The organism is Pseudomonas sp. Pseusp21, from assembly GCF_059492145.1.
In genome coordinates, this window is sequence record NZ_CP168520.1 from 6,144,522 (window position 1) to 6,162,652 (window position 18,131).

The following is an 18,131-nucleotide window of genomic DNA, read 5'->3' on the forward strand; positions in this document are numbered from 1 at the left end:
CGCAAAAGTGCGGTTTCTCTTTTTCGTCTATCGTTATTTTTGAGTACATTTTCCGTCGATTTTGTCCTTTTCTGCGCATTGCTCTGCATAAATCACTTTTTGCTCTTTCACAGACAACTCGGTGCTTGCAAGGCTAGCCAATGCTGTACCTGCGTAGCCGATACCACTCACTGCGAAGAAAAGTGATGGGATGATGATGGATTTTTTATTGATTTTCATAATTTTTTCCTTAATTAAAATTACCCTGCATTGTTTGCGCAATAAGCTTGTTATTCGCCAAGACAGAGTCGAGGAAGTTGGCAGAGGTGGCACCTGTTGGATCTGACAGTTTTTTAGAGTTTTTTATAATTACAGAATGATTTTTAAGATGTTAATTGACGTTGTGACATGCGCTCGTATTTCAGGAGGACTGTTTCAATAGAGAACTTTCTTGAAATGTTGTGAGTTAAATATCAATCCCGCCGTCGCTCAATAACCCCAAAAACATCCTTCACGTCTTGCACCATGATTCTTGCGAGGGTGGTGACGGTGTGGATGTCGTGTTCGGCATGGTCTTGGAGTCGGATGCAGGCCATGAGGTCAAGGTATTTGAGGACTGCGTTGAGGCGTTCGCTGACGCAGGCGTGGAGATCGCGCAGTGCGGCGTCGGAATCGATGAACAGGACGGGATGGTCAGTGGCGGGGTGGGACATTGGAGCGTAGTTGCACAGCTGCGACTTACTTGTCATGGGTAAAAATCCTTAGCTCAGAAAGTTTCCACCATTCGCTGCGAAACGATTTGGGTGGCAGTTATGCGCGGGTTCGCAGACCGAGGAGCTAAGACCCGGCAGACCCGAAGGTCTCCCACGCACAACCGCCATGAAAATGAAGCACAGGCAAATAGCCGGGCCGCATTGTGCCGGGTGTGGACTTAGCTCGCTAGGGCTGCGAAACCCTATCGCCAAATTCGTTCAGCGACAGACCCACTCTAGGCACCGATCCCCAGCGTCGCAATCAGCCTGTAGGACGCAAAATCACCACGTCTGGCGAGAGAGTTCGTTCCCGTTCGGGGGCGTGACCCATGTAAATCAAGGGCTGCGGCGTATCAGGGGAAAACGACTTGCCAGGTTTCGGCCATCTTCGCAGCCCCAAAAGAATAAGCTCCCTCACCACGCGGAGTAATTTCCTACGGCGTTTTCAGATCAAAAAATCCATCACGCATTCCTGCCCCGGAACTTTCCTCAAAACTGATGTCAATTTGATGGCGTGTCGCGACGCTCATTCTTCGGCTCAAGCAGTGCCAGGCTGGTTCCTGGTCAACCATGGAAGTGTGTGATGAGACTATTACTCGCAATGTTGTTGATGTTCAGCGGCTACAGCTTTGCCAGTTGCGGCAACATTGATGACCACGATCAGCGCGCCTATTGCAATGCAAGGGAGAGCGGCAGCAGTTGCGGCAACATCGACAATCACGATCTGCGGGCGGCGTGTAACGCGGAGCAGGGCGGCAGTTCCTGCGGCAACATTGACGACCATGACCAGCGCGCCTATTGCAATGCCAAAAAGAGCGGCAGCAGTTGCGGCAACATCGATGATCATGACCTGCGTGCGCGGTGCAACGCGGAGCAGGGTGGCAGTTCCTGCGGCAACATCGATGACCACGACCAGCGTGCCTACTGCAATGCCACCACGGGCGGCAGCAGTTGCGGGAATATCGACAACCATGATTTGCGTACGCGGTGTGAGGCCATGAAGCGCTGATCTGGTTTTGATTGCTTTACCCAGTGCCAGGCTGTTTCCCGGCATACTCAAGGAAGTGTGAGATGAAACTGATTCTTGCGATGTTGTTGCTGTTCAGCGGTTACGTTTCCGCCAGTTGCTCCAGCATCAGTGATCACGACAAACGCAGTTATTGCCAGGCCAGGGAGGAAGGCAGCAGTTGTTCTTCCATCGGCGACCACGATTTGCGTTCGGCCTGCGAAGCGGAGAAAGGCAGTTCGTGCTCAAGCATTGGCGACCATGACCAACGCGCTTATTGCGAAGCCAAAAAGGGCAGCAGTTGTTCCTCCATCGGCGATCACGACTTGCGCGCGGCCTGTGAAGCGGAGAAAGGCAGTTCGTGTTCAAGTATCGGTGATCATGACCAACGTGCCTTTTGTGAAGCGAAGAAGGGCAGTAGTTGTTCGTCAATTGGCGATCATGATCTGCGCAGTCAGTGTGAAGCCATGAAACGCTGAATCCACCCGCCATTGAGAACAAAAAGGGACACCCATCGGTGTCCCTTTTTCATGCGCGCTTGAACGCCGTTATTTCGCCTTCCAATGCCCACCCCCGTTCTCGCAATCAATCCGCGCCTGCGCCAGATGCTCCACGTCGTAGTAATAGGTGGTCACTTGCGCGCTGTCCGGAATGTTCAGGGTCTTGGCGTTTTTGTCCTTGCTGGTGGAGTGCGGGTTGGCCAGGGATTCCTGGGTGAGGGTGGCGATACACGAGGCCTGATAGTGGTCGGCGCAGTGTTCGACCTTGGTTTTGCTGCTGTTGAGCATGTCCTTGCTTTCGTTGCTGCATGACCAGTCGATGGCGTTGACCGGCATGCCTTCGTATTCGTAGCAGCTGTGCGTCTCGACGGCGGGCACCGAGGGGCTGGAGGAGCGGGTCCTGACGTCGCAGCCCTCGGCCATGACGCAGGTGGGGATGAAGCTGAAGGTGGCGATCAGGAGCAACAGTCGGATGTTCATCGCGGAACTCTCCCATGGCCCCGTGTTTGATCGTGAGCGGGGCGCTTATGGTTTCGAGGTTGGCTCGTCTCGGAAGGTTCCATTAACCATTCCGGTGAGAGTACGCGAAGATGCTCCTGTTCAGCTCACTCGATGTCGTACATTAACTCTAACCTTTCGATCCATTCATCAGTTGCGCGAAACCTCGAATAATAAGATTGCTTTTCAACGTCACTCAATTGAGTGAAAAAACTGAAAAAGTAGTTGTTGTCGTAATATTCTTGAGCACCTTGCATGCTGCCTCCCCACCAAGAAGGCTCGTAGCCCTCAAAAGCAAACCATGGCGGAGGAACCGCGAATTTTTTGCGGTTAAGCATCGTTAGAAAGTCAAGGCTGTTCGTTATCAAACGAATCGTGACGGAGTTGAATTCTCTAGAAGATGCGAAGAATATCAGTCGGTCTCCGCTCAATGCGCTTTCGTATTCAAATACCGGAAGATCATTGAAGGTTCGTTCATTGTTTTTTCTGAAGTGAGATTCAACGAGTGATTCGAATTCAACTAAATCTTTAGGTTCGATAAGGAACTGCGAAAAAAATGCGCAGATATCAGCGCTTTCTAATGAAGTAGTGGGAGGCTGAACGGGTAGGTTGGTATGAGCTAAAGGCCGAGAGAATAAGCTTTTAAGCTCCTGCTTGCTGTACCCGGCAATTTGCTCTTGCCTAGGTTCTGGCTTCAGTAGTGCCATTATTTTTTTGATAAAGCTCATGCTGCTCTCACTCTTGCATATATTCAGTTAGCCAAGTAGCACCTAAATAACCGGCAGTGCCAAATATAATGCCCCCGACTGCACCGCTGACAACTGCGCCAGGGCCTGTTTCGATTCCCACTGCTGCTCCGACCACCACGCCAATCCTGGCACCAGCTATCGCCGCACCCCAACCACCAGCCTGTTTGACAACCTCAACGGATATAGGCTTGATGCTGTTTTGTTTAATTGACTCTTCAGTCGCGACCTTCAGATCGTATGCAGTGAATGCAATCCCGAACACCCGCACCACTCTCGCGCCTTTTATAAAGGCGTTTGTAACTTTGTGGGAGGTAGGCGTGAAAATCGCCTTCGCTGGGACCTTATCTGCTTGAATCAATACTTCTTTGTCGATGTTCTTTACCCAACCAGCAATTTCATCGATTTTTGCTACGTTTTTTGGTGCGTGTTTTTTGTAGTCTTCGAGTGCTTTTAGAATTTCATCAGTGGATACTAGCTTTGCGCCTGCTGCTTTAGCTTTTTCAATATCAATGTAGACAGTTTTTCCTTCGAATCTTGGTGAACCATTCGGGAATTCAGAACTCGTGGAAATATAGCCCGAAGGGTATTTTCTACTGCTGTAAACATGTTGGGCAACTGTAGCGCCAGAATTAGGTGCAACAGAGCGCATTCCATACTTTTCCGGCCAGATTTCATTTTTAATTTGAAGTTCGGAAAGATTTTTTGCGATCAGGTGAGGGTTGTCGGGCGAAGAATAAATTTTTCTGACTAGAAATCCATCTTTGCCGATTTCATCTACAACAACAAATAAATGAATATTGGCCGGCATTAAATAGCCGGGTACGTTGCTAACGGAGTTTGCCTGCTTGTTTGTTGGCACTTTGCAAGAGAACTCCGTCATACGTCCTCCCATTTTTCAAGCGCGGCTACACCGGTTGTCACTTCAAGAGTTTCTTGCTTGCTAGTTGCGATGCGAGGTGTATGCCCAGATTCATCAGAGAAGCCTGTATAAACTCTGCCTGCTTCGTCTTTGATGTGGTACGGCACATTGGCGAGAGGCTGGCCGTCACTCCCGACGATGCAAAACTTTTCGTCGAACTTCATGGCCCAGAGAGGCATGGCTGACGGGGGGACGAATTCTGCCGGTGTGTGCGAATTTCCGATAATTACAGTTGAGGAGCCAGCGATTACCTTATTGCCGTGGCCTCCGACACTTCCCACGGTCGCGGCAGGCAAGCCGTTGATGAGCACGGTGGAAGCTACGTCTCCCACGATGGGGCTGCCACATGCGCTCTTATCGTTCTGGCGGGCTGCAGGTAACCCATCAAAAAAAACGTCGGGTGAGCCGGCGGCGATTGGGTTTACTCCATGCCCAGGTAGCGGGCAGGAGGTTGGATCAGTAACTCGGGCAGCGGGTTTTCCTGACATGGTGAACATCCTTGTAAATACGCTGTTTTGGAAATGTTACACAAAAGAGGGTGGTTTGAACCATCTCACTTGTCTCCCCCCGGCTCATCGCCAAAGGTTCCCCCCATCAGCACCACGTCGTAGACTGCGAAACAAGTTGTAACGCCTCTCCCACGGACGGAACCGCGCATGATTCACATCGGCAGCCGCAACAACGCCCCCACGCCGCAGCACAAAACCCAGGACATCTACATCTTCAGCATCGACCTGTCCCGCCCGGCGACGCCGTTCTGCTTCGAGCAATCGATTGGCGGCGGGCATGTTGAGCAGGGCGGTGCGCGGTGGTTGGCGCTGGATGAGCTGGATGGCTGGCCCGGTGAATGGCGTGAGCATTTGAAGAAGGCCGGATGCGCCTGGGTGGCCGAGTTGCTGGATGCACATCCGAGGGACAGTCAGGCTGATCTGGTCTCGCTGATCCTTCAGCGCCATGCCGAGCCGGCGCAGCCAGCCGGACGTTTGCAGGCGATTGGGCGCTGGTTCAAGCGTCACTTCTATATTGGCGGCCGGTACGGCGTCTGACCCGAGGAAAAGCCCATGACTCAGACACTGGAACGCGCCATCGCCATTGCCGCCACGGCCCACGCGGGGCAGGTGGACAAGGGCGGTGCACCGTACATTTTGCATCCGCTGAAGGTCATGTTGCGCATGAGCAGCCTGGAAGAACGCATCGTCGCGGTGCTGCACGATGTGGTCGAGGACTGCGGCATCAGCCTGGAGGATTTGCGCAAGGAAGGTTTCAGCGAAGCCGTTTTGTCCGCCATCGAATCGGTGACCAAAGTGCCGGGTGAATCCTACGAGGACTTTGTCGAGCGCGCGGCGCAGAACCCGATCGGGCGGGTGGTGAAACTGGCGGATCTGGAAGAGAACAGCGACCTGTCGCGGATTGCCTCGCCAAGTTGGGAGGATCTGGAGCGGATCGAAAAATACCGGCGGGCGATTGGACGATTGCGCTCGTAACTCCTTTTAATAGCCAGGAAGGCGACCATGAAATCCATTCTGTGTTTGTTGATTGCTGCCGGGTTCGGCGCGCTGTTGCAGTTCGAAGGCGTGCCCCACGGTTTGCTGCTGGGCTCGATTCTCGCGACGGCATTGGTCGTCACCAAATTCAAATTCGCGCCAGCGACGCCCTATGGCCTGGGCTACATCCAGATCACGCTGGGCATCGCCACCGGGTTGATGTTCGAAGCGTGGGACAGCGCGACCGTCTCCACGATGTTGCCGAGCCTCGGCGTGTTGCTGCTGTGCCTGGCAGTGCAAGTGGCGCTGGCCGCATGGTGGCTAGCGCGCGGGGCTGGGTGGAATCGCACGGATGCCTTGCTGGCGGTGTATCCGGGCGCGCTGGCGGCGGTGTTCGATTTGCTGGAATCGCATCAGGCGTCGAGCAAGGTGATCATCGTGCACTTGATGCGGCTGCTGCTGATCACGGTGCTGGTGAGTTTGCTGATTCCCGGAACGGCACCGGTTGACGTGGCCGAGGTCGAGCCGCTGTCGACGGGCATGGCGTTGACCGTGCTGTCGGTGATCGGTTTGAGCGTGGTGGTCGGGCGTTTGCTGCTGGCCGTTGGCGTGCCGGCGCCGTTCATGTTGACGGCAATCATCATCACCGCCGTATTCGTGAAATCAGGATGGCTGCAGGGCTTTCACATGCCGGATTGGAGCCTGAATCTGGCGGCGCTGATTCTGGGTGTGCGGATCGGTTCGCGATTCCAGGGACTTGGCCTCGCGGAACTGGGACGTCATGGCCGCACGGCAATGGTCTCGGTGGGTTTGATGATTCTGGTCGCGGCGGTTTTTGCATTGGCGGCGGCACGGTTGCTGGGCAGCGATGCGTTGTCGCTGTGGCTGGCGTACATGCCGGGGGCCATCGAAACCATCGCCATTGTCGCGTTCGCCGGCGGGCTGAATGTGGTGTTTATCCTGACTCACCATCTGGCGCGAATGGTGGTGCTGCACTTTGCGCCGGCGTTGCTGGTGCAGGTACGGCGGGTGCGGGAAGGGGCGTGATCCAGGTGGTACTGACTTTTATGGATAATCAGTGCCACCGTTTGGATAACGGCATCTGCAAATTCGCCGGGCGGTTAGATCGACCCCTTTGAAAAAGCCATATTTCTGAAAGGCCAAAATCGAGTAGTTCGAACAGCTAGGTTCGAATCTACATGCCGATCTCAGCCTTTCAGGCGCCATTTTCTGATAGCAACGGATTGCCAATATGGCGATGGGGACCATCATGCAGGCTTGCGTAGGGAAATGACGTAATACTCGGTCAGCACGTTTTTCTTACCGAGCAGCGCATCGAAGCACCCTGGTTTGACAGAAACCCCAATGGTATCGATTCGGTAGAACTCCCAACCGTCTTCTGCGTGGGAGTTCACTACGTTCTGAAGGTAGGCTGCGGCTTCATTCCCACGGTGCTCCTTGGCACGAACTTCAATGTTTGGTGGGACCTGAACCATTTTATATACGTACATCCTTGCTCATCCTTTCCATCGCTGCATTCCAAATGAATGACAGAACTCAACGTTTATACTCAATTTGATATCTCTTGGCCATCACTCGCTCAGCGTTGCTGGATTGGTCGTGAACTACACTCCAAGATTACCCCGCCCCACAGGCAACCCCGCCGCGTCGGAGGTCATCATGTTCCGCCATTCACTGTTCATCGCAGCGTGCCTGTGCGCCACACAGGCCAGCGCTGAATCCGTCGTCCCGCTCAAGGGCCAGACTTCCCAGCAAACCCAGATCGACATCAACGATTGCCATTCCATCGCGTCCACCTCAACCACGTCGACACCCCAGGCCGGTGGTCGGCTGAAGGGCGCTGCCGCGGGTGCCGCTGCCGGCGCCACTGCCGCTGAAGTGCGCGGGCGTCAGCACGACGAGTTCTATGAAGCCGTGGACGATGACCGCAAACAGGATTATCGCCAGAACCGCGCCAAAGAGACGGCCGCCGCCGGTGCGGTAGTCGGCGGTGCGCGGCAGCGGCAGGATCGGCGCGAGCAGCGGCGGATCGATGCTTCAGCCACTTCAAGCGCCTACACCGGTTGCCTGCAAGGGCGGGGTTATCAGGTCACGCCCTGACGGCTTTCCCGGTGCGCGACGAGCAGGTGCATCATCACGCCGCTGTAGAGCGTCACCAGAATGAACAACCCCATGCGCACCGCGAAGGCGGTGTAGACGTCCTTGCCCGCCGCGCTGTCCTCAACAGACTGGCCGAGCAGGATGATCATGGTGATCAGCGTATTGAGCCAGAACCCTGGCGCGAGCTGCGTCGGGTGCAGTCGATAGAGTTTGCGCGCCACCAACAGCCCGAACAGCAGCATCCACAGAAAGAACATCCACAGGTGCACGAACAGGCTCAACGCACACCAGAACAACACCGCCAGCAGCCCGCCCAATAAGGTCGAGCCGAGCAATTCGCGCCCGGCGTGGTGGGTGCGGGTGGTGGTGCTCTGCTGGCCGAGGCTGACGGCTTTGAGGATGATCGGCAGGTAGCTGGCCGGGTCGATCAGCACCAGCAGAAAGGTCGGCAGCACGATCAATGTTGCGCGCATCGCTACGCGGGGCACGTCTTCGGCGGGCAGGGCGGGAGCGGGTGGTGGCGTGGGGCTGTTGGCCGGTTCCGGGAACAGGACGTGGCTCAGGCCGACGATGACGACGGCCAGCAACAGGCCTTTGACCAGCGCGCCGATCACCGCCATGGCCAGCTCGAATGAGGCGAAACCGGCGGCGGAAATCATGGTCATGCCGATCACCAGAAACGTCATGATCAGCACGTTGCCGCCGCGCAAACCGTAGGTGAACACCAGAAACAGACCGACACCGATCAGCAGCACGCCGCACACCGGGTAATAACGCAGCAACGGCACCAGCAACAGCCCGATACTGGTGGTGAACGCGGCGACCAACGTCAGCACCAGCGCCATTTTCACCGGCAACGGTCGGGGCATGCTGGCCAGCAGCAACACCGCGAGCACCGGCGACAGAAACGACAACGGCAAGGCGAGACCGTAACTGGCGGCGGTGCACAACGCGGTGCCGCAGGCCAGGCGCAAGGCACGTTGCGCCGGGACGCTGCGCTCAATAGGCCGCTCAGTAGGCATAGCTCAGCCAGCTCATCAGCCAGACAAACATCCGGCCCAACGGATTGAGCAGATTGCCTTCGCTGGGAAACGCCATGACTTCCGCCTGCCCACCGGCGCGAATCGAACGACTCTCGAACAGGCGCCTTTTCGCCTCTTCGCTGAACTCGATGATCACCGGAAAACGCTGGGCCGGACGCAGCCAGTCGCGGCTGTTCTGGATCGTCGGCAGGGTGCCGGGCGGCGGCGTCTGGCCGACGCTGACCCCGTAACCGACGCTGCGCACCCGGCCGTCGAGCACTTCGCCGGGCAGGGCGTCGAGGATGATCGACACCGGCGTGCCGGGCTTGATCCGGCCGAGGTTGTTTTCGGTGAGATCGGCGCTGACCCACACGTCCTGGATCGTGATCAGCGTCATCACCGGACTGCCGGCAGCGGCGAACTGGCCGACGTCGGTGCGCAGGTCGGTAATCAGACCCGCCGAACGTGCGCCGATGCGAGTGTTGGCCAGATCCAGTTCGGCCTTGGCCAGCGTGGCGGCGGCGCTGAGCAGTTTGGCGTTGGTGTCGGTGTTGCCGCCTTCCTGCTCCTGCGCGCGCAGCACTTCGGCCCGGGCGGCGGCGACCTGGCTGACGGCGGCCTCGTGATTGGCCCGGGACACTTCCAGAAGCCTTACGGACACCGTGCCCGGATCTTCTTTGTACAAGCCTTCCAGCCGTCGATTGTCCTGGCGCGTTTTGAGTTCATTGGCTTGCGCGGCCCGCAACGACGCCTGTGCCGAAGCGATGCCCGCGGTGCTGGCGCCGACCGTGCGCCGGGTGTTTTCCAGATCGGCGCGGGCCCGGTCGACAGCAATTTGCAGCGGCTGTGGATCGAGCTCGAAAAGGATGTCGCCGGCCTGCACGTCCTGATTGTTGCGCACGTTGACCTTGATCACCCGGCCCGCGACTTCCGCTGCCACCGGGATCACGAATGCGCCGACCCGCGCCTGTTGGGTGTAGGGCGTAAAACGGTCGGCCAGCAGATACCAGACCAGGCTCAGCACAATCACCAGCAGCACCCAGCGGATGCCTTTTTTCGCCGGATCCGGCGGCGCTTCATCACTCATGGCGGTCTACCTGCGAGGGAATCGGATAGGTCGGTTGCGGCGGCGGGGCGCTCAGCAGATCGCCCCAGTCGGTGCGTTGCTGCATCTGCTGCCGGGTTGCTGAATCAATCTGCGGCCCGGCGCTTTGCCAGCCACCGCCAACGGCACGGTACAGGGCGATCAGATTGCTCACGGCGTTGCTGCGGCTGACCAGATAGTTGTCCTGCAGCTCCAGCAATGCGCGCTGGGCGTCGAGCACCCGCTGAAAGTCCGAATAGCCTTCGCGATATTGAGTGTTGGCCAGCACCAGCGAACGCCGCGCCGCGCCTTCGGCCTCGCCGAGAATACGCTCGCGTTCCAGCGCCTTGGTCAGGCCGCTGGCGGCGTCGTCGGCTTCGCGGGCAGCCTGGCGGACTTTGTCGCGATAGGCCTCGATCAGTTGCTGCAAGCGCGCATCCTGCACGCGGATGTTGTTGTGGATGCGGCCGTAGTCGAACAGGTTCCAGCGCAGGCTCGGGCCGCCGATCAGGTCGAAGCTGCGCGGGGTGGCGCCGAGGGTGTCGCTGGACCAGACAATGCTGCCCAGCAGGGTCAGCGAGGGATACAGATCGGTTTCCGCCACGCCGACCAGCGCCGATTGCGCGGCCACGTTCAGCTCCGCCGCGCGCACATCGGGACGGCGCAGCAGCAGGTTGGCCGGGACATCCTGCAACACGGCGCGATCCACCAACGGAATCAGCCCCGGTTGCTCCGCCAGAAACGCCGCGCCACCGGGCGGCTGGCCGACCAGCACCGCCAGCGCATTGCGGGTACGCAGCAATTGGTCTTCGAACGCCGGAATGCTGCTCAGGGTGCCGAGGTATTGGGTTCTGGCCTGTTGCAGGTCGAGTTCGGCGGTCTGGCCGCTGCGAAAGAGTTTTTCGGTGATCTCGAAGTTGCGCTTTTGTTGGGCGGCGTTTTCCCGGGCGACCCGCAGCCGGGCTTCGGTGGTGCGCAGAGCAAAGTAGGTGTCGGCCACTTGAGCGCGTAATAGAACGAGGGCGTCTTCGTAGTTGGCCTGGGCGGCGAAGTAGCTGGCGTCGGCCGACTCGATGGCGCGGCTGAAACGGCCCCAGAAATCCAGCTCCCAACCGACATCGAACGCGGCGCTGTGCTGCCAGAAGTGCAAGTCCTGCGGGTTGTTGCCGCCGGACTGACGGCGGTCGATGTACAGGCTGTCGGCGCTGGCCTGTTGCAGCTGCGGGTAGCGACCGCTGTCGGCGATGCCCAGTTGCGCACGGGCTTCGAGTACCCGCAGGCCGGCGATTTTCAGGCTGCTGTTGCGGGCTTCGGCGTCGCTGATCAAACGGTCGAGGATCGGATCGGCAAACACCTGCCACCACTGGCGCAGATCCGGTACCGTGCCGCGTTCGCTGGCCTGTTCCAACGCCGGACTTTGCCACTGCTTGCTCCAGGCCTCGGCCGGCGGCTGGAAATCCGGGCCCAGCCGCAGGCAGCCGCCAAGGCTCAGCGCACCGAGCAACAGCAGGTGGCCGGGACGGATCAGCAGGGCTGGCGTTGCAGGCATACCGGGAGGCCCCAGCGGGAAATGTCACTGGAGCATAGACCGCAGATTGCGGGTTGTTCGAAGCAATCAGCTGCTACGCTTTTTCAGGCGAACGCCACCGAACCCCGCCCCGGATAAAAAGGTAGGAAGCCATGGACACTGCTCAAGAACCGCTTGCCCCCACCAGCGCCAGCTGGCGTTTCAAGGTCGGCGTGGCAATCATCTGCCTGATGCTCGGTTCGTGGCTGATGGTGCCGATTGCCGCCGCCCTCGACGTGCCGGGCTCGAAAGTCGCGGCGCTGACCGGGGTGCTGTTCATCAGTAATAAAGTGCTGTTGCTGCTGGTGATCGCGGTGATGGGCAAGGCCGGGTTCGCCGAACTCAAGCGCACGATCGGCCACTATATTTCCGGCGTGATTCCGACCCCGGTGGCCGAAGTCAGCCCGCTGCGCCACAAGATCGGCGTGGTGATGTTCTGCCTGCCGCTGCTGTCGTCATTCCTGGAGCCGTATTTCGATAACTTCTTTCCGGGCGTGCGGCCCAATCTCTGGCAGTTGCAGGCGCTCGGCGACTTGATGTTCATCGGCAGCTTCTTCGTGCTGGGCGGCAACTTCTGGGACAAGGTGCATGCGTTGTTCGTGCGCAAGGCGCGGGTGGTGGAATGATCGCCTAGTGAGCCTTGATTTTGATCAGGCGTGCACGAGCGCGATGGCAAACGACACGACGACCATGCAGGCGAAAGCGAAATTGAGGTTCATGGGGTGTTCATCCTGGTCCTTTTGAAAGTGGGGCCATTCTGCCGGGGACGGGTCAAAAGAAAAAATTCGGCTTTGTGATTCCAATGATCGAAGCCATTGATACCGGCGTTGTGTTTGCCGGTTTGCTTGGCTAAGCTCGCGCAAACCTGCAATTAAAAGCACAAACAGGCAAAACCATGCGTGATCATTCCGCTTCCGAGCTTCCCTCCCTGCGCCGGCAGAAAATCCTTCTGATCCTCGAACGTGACGGCAAGGTCATGGCGTCCGAGTTGAGCCAGCATTTTGCGGTGTCCGAAGACACCATCCGCCGCGATCTCGCCGAGCTGGACAACGCCGGACTGGTGCAGCGAGTGCACGGCGGTGCGCTGCCGAGGCCCAAGGATACTGGCAAGGATTACTTCACCCGGCTGGACGAGATCGACGAGGTGAAGATTCGTCTGGCGCAGTTGGCGGCGCAGCAGATTCGGAATGGGCAAACGGTGATGTTCGACTCCGGTTCCACCTCGTTGCAGGTGGCGCGCTCGTTGCCCAGGGACATCAGCCTCACGGCGGTCACGGCCTCACCGATGACGGCGATCGCGTTGTCCGAATACCCGGGCATCAAGGTGATTCTGGCAGGCGGGCAGTTGAATCCGAAAACCCTGTCTGCTGGCGGTCACGAGGCGCTGCGGCTGCTGTCGGGGATCAAGGCGGATCTGGCGATCACCGGCGTCTGTGCGATTCATCCGGAGGTTGGCATCACCTCGCTGCATTTCGATGAAGTGCCGGTCAAGCAGGCACTGCTCGACTGTGCGGCGCGGGTGATTGCCGTGACCACGGCGGACAAGCTCGGCGCGGTGGAACCGTTTGTGGTGGCGCCGTGCGAGCGCTTGCACACGCTGATCACCGAACGGCATGTGGCGTCGGGGAGTGTCGAGGATTATCGGCGGTTGGGGATTGAGGTGGAGCAGTTGCCCGACTGAGGTTTTGCGGCAAAAAAGGCCCCATCACTGGCGATGGGGCCTGTTCGATCAGCGCAGTTTTTCCAGCATCTGGTAGTACCACATGCCCGCCGCGAGCATCGGATTCCCCAGCAGATCGCCCATCGGCACGCGAATGTGCGAGCACGCGGCGAACGTGTCGAACTGCTGCATCTGCCCGGTGATCGCCCGGCTCATGATCTCGCCCATGATGTGGGTCGTGGCGATGCCGTGGCCGGAGTAACCCTGGCAATACCAGACGTTGTCCGAAAGCTTGCCCAGTTGCGGGATGCGGTTGATGACGATACCCATCGCGCAGCTCCACTGGTAATCGATCTTCACCCCTTTGAGCGCCGGGAAAGTCTGTTCGATGCACGGCCGCAGTTCGCCGGCGATGTCCCGTGAGTCCTTGCCGCTGTAGTTGGCGCCGCCGCCGAACAGCAGGCGCCCGTCGGCGGTGAGGCGGTAGTAGTCGAGCACGAAGCGGCAGTCGTAAACGGCGAGGTCTTCAGGGTTGATCTGTTTGGCCAGATCGCCCAGCGGTTCGGTGGTGACGATGCCGCCCATGGCCGGGAAGATCTTGCCCTTGAGCTGGCCCGGCTCGAGTTTGTGGTAGACGTCGCCGGCCAGCAGCACCTGATTGGCGTCGATCCGGCCGTGGGCGGTGCGCACGCCAGGGCTGTCGCCGTGAATGATCTCCAGCACTTCGCTGTTTTCGAAGATCAGCGCGCCGAGGCTTTGCGCCGCTCGCGCCTCGCCGATGCACAGGTTGAGCGGGTGCAAATGCATGTTGCGGGTGTTCTTGATTGCGCCGTGGTAGAGATCGCTTTGCAGCAGATCACGGACCTGGCTGCGGTCGAGCAGACTGACCTCATCGCCCATGCCTCGGCGCACGGCTTCGTCGTAGTCGCTGCGCAAACCGGCCATATGGCTTGGCTTGTATGCCGCATGCAAATGGCCGTGCTTGAGGTCGCAATCGATCGCGTATTTCTCGACCCGTTGCTTGATGATTTCGTGGCCGCGCCAGCGCAGGTGCCAGATGAAATCATCGACCTCATCGCCCAATGTATTGCGCATCTGTTTGCGCATCGCGCCGTCGCCGGACAGGCTGCCGGTGACCTGCCCACCATTGCGCCCGGTGGCGCCCCAGCCGATCTTGTGGCTTTCGACGATGGCGACTTTCAGGCCTTTTTCGGCCAGCTCGACGGCGGTGGCAACGCCGGTGAAACCGCCGCCGATGATCACCACATCGACCTTGTGCCGGCCTTGCAGGGTCGGGTAGTCGGTGTCGCGGTTGAGGGTCGCGGTGTAGTAGGAATTGCTGCGTTGAGTCATTTCAGTGTCCAGATTCGGAAGTCGGTGCACGGACCCTGTGGTAGCGGGCTTGCTCGCGAAAGCGATGTGTCAGTCACCTGAAGTGTTGGATGTGACGACGCCTTCGCGGGCAAGCCCGCTCCCACAGGGGGAGTTGTGAAAGATCAGGCCTCTGTGAGGTACCAGCGCCAGTCCTGCTCGCCCACTTCGGCCATGAACTGCCGGTATTCCGCACGTTTCACTGCCAGATACACCCCGAGAAACTCCTGCCCCAGCGCATCCCGCGCCCACACCGAATTCTCCAGCGCCGTAAGCGAGGTCAGCCAGTCGGTCGGCAGCAATTCTTTCGCCTGCGCGTAACCGTTGCCTTCCACCGGTTCACCCGGATCGATGTCTTCTTTTATCCCGCGATGAATGCCCGCCAGGATCGCCGCCGCTGCCAGATACGGGTTGGCATCGGCGCCGCAGATGCGGTGTTCGATGTGCCGGGTGTTGGCCGGGCCGCCGGGCACGCGCAGGCTGACGGTACGGTTGTCGACGCCCCAGGTCGGTGCCAGCGGTGCGTAGCTGTTGGCCTGGAAACGGCGGTAGGAGTTCGCGTTCGGGCAGAACAGCAGCAGCGAATCGAGCAGGGACGCGAGCATCCCGCCAATCGCCGTGCGCAACAGCGGGGTGCCGGCCGGGTCTTCGGAGGCGAACAGATTGCGCCCCTCGGCATTGGCGAGGCTGACGTGCATGTGCATGCCGGTGCCGGCCAGGTGATCGAACGGTTTGGCCATGAACGTCGCCTGCATCCCGTGCTTGTGCGCTACGGCTTTGACCAGCCGTTTGTAGCGCACGGCCTGGTCCATTGCTTCCAGCGCATCGCCGTGTTCGAGGGTGATTTCCACCTGGCCCGGCGCGTATTCCGAGATAGCCGTGCGCGCCGGAATGCCGTGCAGTTTGCAGGCGCTGTAGAGGTCGGCAAGGAACGGTTCGATCTGCTCCAGCTCACGCAAACCGTAGACCTGCGTGTGTCGCGGTCGCCCACCATCGGCATCCAGCGCCGGTTGCGGACGACCGTTGTGATCGCGTTTGGCGTCGAGCAGATAGAACTCCAGCTCGCAGGCCATCACCGGGTGGTAGCCCTCGGCTTTCAGGCGGTCGATGACCTTGATCAACAGGTGACGCGGGTCGGCAATGCTCGCCGGCATGCCTTGTTCCGGGTGCATGCTGACCTGCACCGCAGCGGTCGGAATCTGCCGCCACGGCAGGCGCACCAGACTGCCTTCCAATGGGTAGGCGCGGCAGTCGATGTCGCCGACGTCCCACACCAGGCCTGAGTTTTCCACGTCTTCGCCATGCACAGTCAGACCGAGGATGGTGCTCGGCAGCGGGCGACCGCTTTCGTACACGGCGAGCAGTTCTTCGCGGTGCAACAGCTTGCCGCGCGGCACGCCGTTGGCGTCGAGGATGAACAGCTCGATCATGTCGATGTCGGGGTTCTGCTCGAGAAAATGACGGGCGTCTTCAATGGCTGCGAATTTCATAATCAATCACTCACGGTGGCGCCGCACAGGCGCGCAGATTCGGCCTGGACGCAGCTCGGCAAAAGGCGGGTGCGTCCTGGCAGGGATATCGAAAAAAGAGGGGGAGCTGTCGCGATTTTTACCGGCGCGATCAGACGGGCAGGCAGATATCCGGCGGGCGTGCGGAGTGACGCAGCTTGGAACGGCTCAGGGCCATGGGGAGATTGACGATGCGATTCATGCGCGGCCCCTGTGAAGAAGGGCGCGCAGTGCAGAGACGTTCAACGATTCTGATTGTTGGAGTGACGTGCTCATGACGCGTGTTTCCGTTGGCGGAAAACGTCGGCGGCGGGAGCGTCCCGCCATGCCGGTGTGGCTGGATAGTAAGGGGGAATCCCCGGATAAGTAAACGCCTGATTCCGCGAGCGGTGGCGTGCTCCCCGGTTCAACGCAGCAGGTAAAACCCCAGCCCGACGAGGGCGCAAACGATCAACACCTCGATCACGCCGCGCTTGAAAAAGAACAGGGCGAGGGCGGCCATGAGGGCCAGCACGATCGAGAACACATCGGGCTGACCGGTAAAACCGGCGGGCCAGAACACGTGCCAGGCAAAGAAACACGCCAGATTGAGGATCACCCCGACCACCGCCGCCGTGATCGCGGTCAGCGGCGCGGTGAACTTCAATTCGTTGTGGGTCGACTCCACCAATGGCCCGCCGGCGAGGATGAACAGGAACGAAGGCAGGAAGGTGAACCAGGTCACCAGCGTCGCGGCCAGCGCGCCGGCGGCGAACGCGTGTTCCGGACCGAACGTCGGTTGCACGTAAGCGCCGACGAACCCGACAAACGCCACGACCATGATCAGCGGCCCCGGCGTGGTTTCGCCCAGGGCCAGGCCGTCGATCATCTGCGTTGGCGTCAGCCAGCCGTAATGTCCGACCGCGCCCTGATACACGTAGGGCAGCACGGCGTAGGCGCCGCCGAACGTCAGCAGCGCCGCTTTGGTGAAGAACCAGCCCATCTGCGTGAAGGTGCCGTTCCAGCCGAACAACGCGGTCAGCAACGCCATCGGCAGGCACCACAGCAGCGCACCGATCAGCGCCAGACGCAGCAGCCTGGGCAGGTTGAACCGCGCATGTTCGGGCGGCGGTGTGTCGTCATCGATCAGCGCCGGGCCGAAGGATTTTTCGCCGCCGCGATGGCCGCCGTTGCTGAACCGCTGCGGCGCCCAGCGTCCGCCGAAATAACCGATCAATGCCGCGCCGAGCACGATCAGCGGGAACGGCAGGTTGAAGGCAAAAATCGCCACGAACGCTGCCCCGGCGATCGCCCAGAGCCAGCTGTTCTTCAAGGCTCGGGAGCCGATGCGATGGGCCGCGTGCAGCACAATCGCGGTCACCGCCGGTTTGATTCCGTAAAACACCCCGGCCACCGCCGGTACGTCGCCGAACGCGATGTACACCCACGACAAGGCGATCAGGATCAGCAACGATGGCATCACAAACAACGCCCCGGCCAGCACGCCGCCACGGGTGCGATGCAGCAGCCAGCCGATGTAAGTCGCCAGTTGCTGCGCCTCCGGGCCGGGCAGCAACATGCAGTAGTTGAGCGCATGCAGGAAGCGCCGCTCGGAAATCCAGCGCCGACGCTCCACCAGTTCCTGATGCATGATCGCGATCTGCCCGGCAGGGCCGCCGAAGCCGATGCAGCCGAGTTTGAGCCAGAACGGCCAGGCCTGGCGCAGGGTGATGGGTTGGGGGCGGGGCAAGCCCTTTGGTGTCTGGCTCAAGTGTGGCTCCCGAGTTGAGTTGTGGTGGAGCGGCTATCTAATCAGGCTTTTGTTAAGGAGTGGTATCGAGATTGCAGCCCTCACCCCAGCCCTCTCCCGGAGGGAGAGGGGGCCGACCGAAGTGTCTTGCGTCAAACATCGACCTGAAAGTCCGAGTCGAT

Annotated in this window: 22 protein-coding genes; 8 read left to right on the top strand and 14 right to left on the bottom strand. The window is 59.5% G+C overall.

Annotation, left to right across the window (positions count from 1 at the left end; all coding sequences use genetic code 11):
• Window positions 1–33: 33 nt before the first annotated feature.
• Together ACEN93_RS27970 and ACEN93_RS27975 are read right to left on the bottom strand one after the other, a co-directional pair.
• Window positions 34–219, bottom strand: coding sequence for a hypothetical protein (locus tag ACEN93_RS27970; protein WP_039770912.1), 186 nt, complete (start codon window positions 217–219; stop codon window positions 34–36).
• 233 nt (window positions 220–452) lie between these two features.
• Entirely contained in the window at window positions 453–728 is a 276-nt protein-coding gene (locus tag ACEN93_RS27975; protein ID WP_039770910.1) for a hypothetical protein, read from the bottom strand.
• Between the two features lie 586 nt (window positions 729–1,314).
• Between ACEN93_RS27975 and ACEN93_RS27980 the strand changes: the two genes are divergently transcribed.
• Entirely contained in the window at window positions 1,315–1,740 is a 426-nt protein-coding gene (locus ACEN93_RS27980) for a hypothetical protein (RefSeq protein ID WP_039770908.1), read from the top strand.
• Window positions 1,741–1,802: 62 nt separating this feature from the next.
• Window positions 1,803–2,216 carry a hypothetical protein gene (locus ACEN93_RS27985; protein ID WP_064595408.1) on the top strand — a complete coding sequence of 138 codons (414 nt, stop codon included), beginning with the start codon at window positions 1,803–1,805 and terminating at the stop codon, window positions 2,214–2,216.
• Window positions 2,217–2,285: 69 nt separating this feature from the next.
• Here ACEN93_RS27985 and ACEN93_RS27990 read toward each other — a convergent pair whose 3' ends face one another.
• The 4 genes from ACEN93_RS27990 to ACEN93_RS28005 form a co-directional block, all read right to left on the bottom strand.
• The gene (locus ACEN93_RS27990; protein WP_495610786.1) at window positions 2,286–2,717 is read right to left on the bottom strand and encodes a hypothetical protein; all 432 of its coding nucleotides are present in this window, start codon (window positions 2,715–2,717) and stop codon (window positions 2,286–2,288) included.
• A 125-nt stretch (window positions 2,718–2,842) separates the two neighbouring features.
• Window positions 2,843–3,463: a hypothetical protein gene (locus tag ACEN93_RS27995; RefSeq protein ID WP_495610787.1), complete on the bottom strand. Its 621-nt coding sequence runs from the start codon at window positions 3,461–3,463 to the stop codon at window positions 2,843–2,845.
• 7 nt (window positions 3,464–3,470) lie between these two features.
• Complete coding sequence (locus tag ACEN93_RS28000) at window positions 3,471–4,364, bottom strand: glycine zipper family protein (RefSeq protein WP_495610788.1); 894 nt, start codon at window positions 4,362–4,364, stop codon at window positions 3,471–3,473.
• Window positions 4,361–4,891 (bottom strand): PAAR domain-containing protein, encoded by a 531-nt coding sequence (locus ACEN93_RS28005; protein ID WP_080770648.1) that lies wholly within the window; start codon window positions 4,889–4,891, stop codon window positions 4,361–4,363. Before ACEN93_RS28005 ends, ACEN93_RS28000 begins: the two co-directional genes overlap by 4 nt.
• Before the next feature lie 168 nt (window positions 4,892–5,059).
• Here ACEN93_RS28005 and ACEN93_RS28010 point away from each other — a divergent pair, with 168 nt between their 5' ends.
• From ACEN93_RS28010 to ACEN93_RS28020, 3 genes are read left to right on the top strand one after another with little or no spacing between them, the layout of a single operon-like run.
• Complete coding sequence (locus ACEN93_RS28010; RefSeq protein WP_490841003.1) at window positions 5,060–5,449, top strand: hypothetical protein; 390 nt, start codon at window positions 5,060–5,062, stop codon at window positions 5,447–5,449.
• A 15-nt stretch (window positions 5,450–5,464) separates the two neighbouring features.
• Window positions 5,465–5,887: an HD domain-containing protein gene (locus ACEN93_RS28015; RefSeq protein WP_179695540.1), complete on the top strand. Its 423-nt coding sequence runs from the start codon at window positions 5,465–5,467 to the stop codon at window positions 5,885–5,887.
• Window positions 5,888–5,914: 27 nt separating this feature from the next.
• On the top strand, window positions 5,915–6,934 hold the full coding sequence (locus ACEN93_RS28020; protein ID WP_495610789.1) for an AbrB family transcriptional regulator: 1,020 nt from the start codon (window positions 5,915–5,917) through the stop codon (window positions 6,932–6,934).
• A gap of 18 nt (window positions 6,935–6,952) precedes the next feature.
• On the opposite strand, the gene yidD is transcribed toward ACEN93_RS28020, so the two are convergent.
• Together yidD and ACEN93_RS28030 are read right to left on the bottom strand one after the other, a co-directional pair.
• On the bottom strand, window positions 6,953–7,159 hold the full coding sequence (yidD, locus tag ACEN93_RS28025) for a membrane protein insertion efficiency factor YidD (RefSeq protein ID WP_201817465.1): 207 nt from the start codon (window positions 7,157–7,159) through the stop codon (window positions 6,953–6,955).
• A complete protein-coding gene (locus ACEN93_RS28030; protein WP_011333569.1) occupies window positions 7,156–7,398 on the bottom strand; it encodes a hypothetical protein in 243 nt (80 codons plus the stop codon). The genes yidD and ACEN93_RS28030 overlap by 4 nt, the downstream gene beginning before the upstream one ends.
• 169 nt (window positions 7,399–7,567) lie before the next feature.
• On the opposite strand from ACEN93_RS28030, the gene ACEN93_RS28035 reads away from it, so the two are divergent.
• The gene (locus ACEN93_RS28035; protein WP_495610790.1) at window positions 7,568–8,008 is read left to right on the top strand and encodes a hypothetical protein; all 441 of its coding nucleotides are present in this window, start codon (window positions 7,568–7,570) and stop codon (window positions 8,006–8,008) included.
• Here the strand turns inward: ACEN93_RS28035 and ACEN93_RS28040 are convergent.
• The 3 genes from ACEN93_RS28040 to ACEN93_RS28050 are packed head-to-tail and all read right to left on the bottom strand — an operon-like array spanning window position 7,993 to window position 11,663.
• Complete coding sequence (locus tag ACEN93_RS28040; RefSeq protein WP_495610791.1) at window positions 7,993–9,030, bottom strand: DUF2955 domain-containing protein; 1,038 nt, start codon at window positions 9,028–9,030, stop codon at window positions 7,993–7,995. The two genes, ACEN93_RS28035 and ACEN93_RS28040, sit on opposite strands and share 16 nt — an antisense overlap.
• A complete protein-coding gene (locus ACEN93_RS28045) occupies window positions 9,020–10,117 on the bottom strand; it encodes an HlyD family secretion protein (protein ID WP_074687831.1) in 1,098 nt (365 codons plus the stop codon). Before ACEN93_RS28045 ends, ACEN93_RS28040 begins: the two co-directional genes overlap by 11 nt.
• Window positions 10,110–11,663, bottom strand: a complete 1,554-nt coding sequence (locus tag ACEN93_RS28050; RefSeq protein ID WP_152618113.1) for an efflux transporter outer membrane subunit — start codon at window positions 11,661–11,663, stop codon at window positions 10,110–10,112. The genes ACEN93_RS28045 and ACEN93_RS28050 overlap by 8 nt, the downstream gene beginning before the upstream one ends.
• Before the next feature lie 131 nt (window positions 11,664–11,794).
• On the opposite strand from ACEN93_RS28050, the gene ACEN93_RS28055 reads away from it, so the two are divergent.
• Together ACEN93_RS28055 and ACEN93_RS28060 are read left to right on the top strand one after the other, a co-directional pair.
• Window positions 11,795–12,307, top strand: coding sequence for a transporter suffix domain-containing protein (locus ACEN93_RS28055; protein WP_414881204.1), 513 nt, complete (start codon window positions 11,795–11,797; stop codon window positions 12,305–12,307).
• 269 nt (window positions 12,308–12,576) lie between these two features.
• Window positions 12,577–13,362: a DeoR/GlpR family DNA-binding transcription regulator gene (locus tag ACEN93_RS28060; protein WP_490840998.1), complete on the top strand. Its 786-nt coding sequence runs from the start codon at window positions 12,577–12,579 to the stop codon at window positions 13,360–13,362.
• A gap of 48 nt (window positions 13,363–13,410) precedes the next feature.
• Here ACEN93_RS28060 and ACEN93_RS28065 read toward each other — a convergent pair whose 3' ends face one another.
• The 3 genes from ACEN93_RS28065 to chrA all read right to left on the bottom strand — a co-directional run bounded on the left by ACEN93_RS28065 (window position 13,411) and on the right by chrA (window position 17,970).
• On the bottom strand, window positions 13,411–14,694 hold the full coding sequence (locus ACEN93_RS28065) for an NAD(P)/FAD-dependent oxidoreductase (protein WP_490840997.1): 1,284 nt from the start codon (window positions 14,692–14,694) through the stop codon (window positions 13,411–13,413).
• A 143-nt stretch (window positions 14,695–14,837) separates the two neighbouring features.
• Entirely contained in the window at window positions 14,838–16,202 is a 1,365-nt protein-coding gene (locus tag ACEN93_RS28070; RefSeq protein WP_490840996.1) for a glutamine synthetase family protein, read from the bottom strand.
• Window positions 16,203–16,626: 424 nt separating this feature from the next.
• Window positions 16,627–17,970: a chromate efflux transporter gene (gene chrA, locus ACEN93_RS28075; RefSeq protein WP_495610792.1), complete on the bottom strand. Its 1,344-nt coding sequence runs from the start codon at window positions 17,968–17,970 to the stop codon at window positions 16,627–16,629.
• Between the last annotated feature and the right edge of the window lie 161 nt (window positions 17,971–18,131).

Bases quoted from the DNA above. Each gene is read 5' to 3' on its own strand.
- ACEN93_RS27970 (WP_039770912.1), bottom strand. From the start codon at position 219: ATGAAAATCAATAAAAAATCCATCATCATCCCATCACTTTTCTTCGCA.
- ACEN93_RS27975 (WP_039770910.1), bottom strand. From the start codon at position 728: ATGACAAGTAAGTCGCAGCTGTGCAACTACGCTCCAATGTCCCACCCC.
- ACEN93_RS27980 (WP_039770908.1), top strand. From the start codon at position 1,315: ATGAGACTATTACTCGCAATGTTGTTGATGTTCAGCGGCTACAGCTTT.
- ACEN93_RS27985 (WP_064595408.1), top strand. From the start codon at position 1,803: ATGAAACTGATTCTTGCGATGTTGTTGCTGTTCAGCGGTTACGTTTCC.
- ACEN93_RS27990 (WP_495610786.1), bottom strand. From the start codon at position 2,717: ATGAACATCCGACTGTTGCTCCTGATCGCCACCTTCAGCTTCATCCCC.
- ACEN93_RS27995 (WP_495610787.1), bottom strand. From the start codon at position 3,463: ATGAGCTTTATCAAAAAAATAATGGCACTACTGAAGCCAGAACCTAGG.
- ACEN93_RS28000 (WP_495610788.1), bottom strand. From the start codon at position 4,364: ATGACGGAGTTCTCTTGCAAAGTGCCAACAAACAAGCAGGCAAACTCC.
- ACEN93_RS28005 (WP_080770648.1), bottom strand. From the start codon at position 4,891: ATGTCAGGAAAACCCGCTGCCCGAGTTACTGATCCAACCTCCTGCCCG.
- ACEN93_RS28010 (WP_490841003.1), top strand. From the start codon at position 5,060: ATGATTCACATCGGCAGCCGCAACAACGCCCCCACGCCGCAGCACAAA.
- ACEN93_RS28015 (WP_179695540.1), top strand. From the start codon at position 5,465: ATGACTCAGACACTGGAACGCGCCATCGCCATTGCCGCCACGGCCCAC.
- ACEN93_RS28020 (WP_495610789.1), top strand. From the start codon at position 5,915: ATGAAATCCATTCTGTGTTTGTTGATTGCTGCCGGGTTCGGCGCGCTG.
- yidD (WP_201817465.1), bottom strand. From the start codon at position 7,159: ATGATGGTCCCCATCGCCATATTGGCAATCCGTTGCTATCAGAAAATG.
- ACEN93_RS28030 (WP_011333569.1), bottom strand. From the start codon at position 7,398: ATGTACGTATATAAAATGGTTCAGGTCCCACCAAACATTGAAGTTCGT.
- ACEN93_RS28035 (WP_495610790.1), top strand. From the start codon at position 7,568: ATGTTCCGCCATTCACTGTTCATCGCAGCGTGCCTGTGCGCCACACAG.
- ACEN93_RS28040 (WP_495610791.1), bottom strand. From the start codon at position 9,030: ATGCCTACTGAGCGGCCTATTGAGCGCAGCGTCCCGGCGCAACGTGCC.
- ACEN93_RS28045 (WP_074687831.1), bottom strand. From the start codon at position 10,117: ATGAGTGATGAAGCGCCGCCGGATCCGGCGAAAAAAGGCATCCGCTGG.
- ACEN93_RS28050 (WP_152618113.1), bottom strand. From the start codon at position 11,663: ATGCCTGCAACGCCAGCCCTGCTGATCCGTCCCGGCCACCTGCTGTTG.
- ACEN93_RS28055 (WP_414881204.1), top strand. From the start codon at position 11,795: ATGGACACTGCTCAAGAACCGCTTGCCCCCACCAGCGCCAGCTGGCGT.
- ACEN93_RS28060 (WP_490840998.1), top strand. From the start codon at position 12,577: ATGCGTGATCATTCCGCTTCCGAGCTTCCCTCCCTGCGCCGGCAGAAA.
- ACEN93_RS28065 (WP_490840997.1), bottom strand. From the start codon at position 14,694: ATGACTCAACGCAGCAATTCCTACTACACCGCGACCCTCAACCGCGAC.
- ACEN93_RS28070 (WP_490840996.1), bottom strand. From the start codon at position 16,202: ATGAAATTCGCAGCCATTGAAGACGCCCGTCATTTTCTCGAGCAGAAC.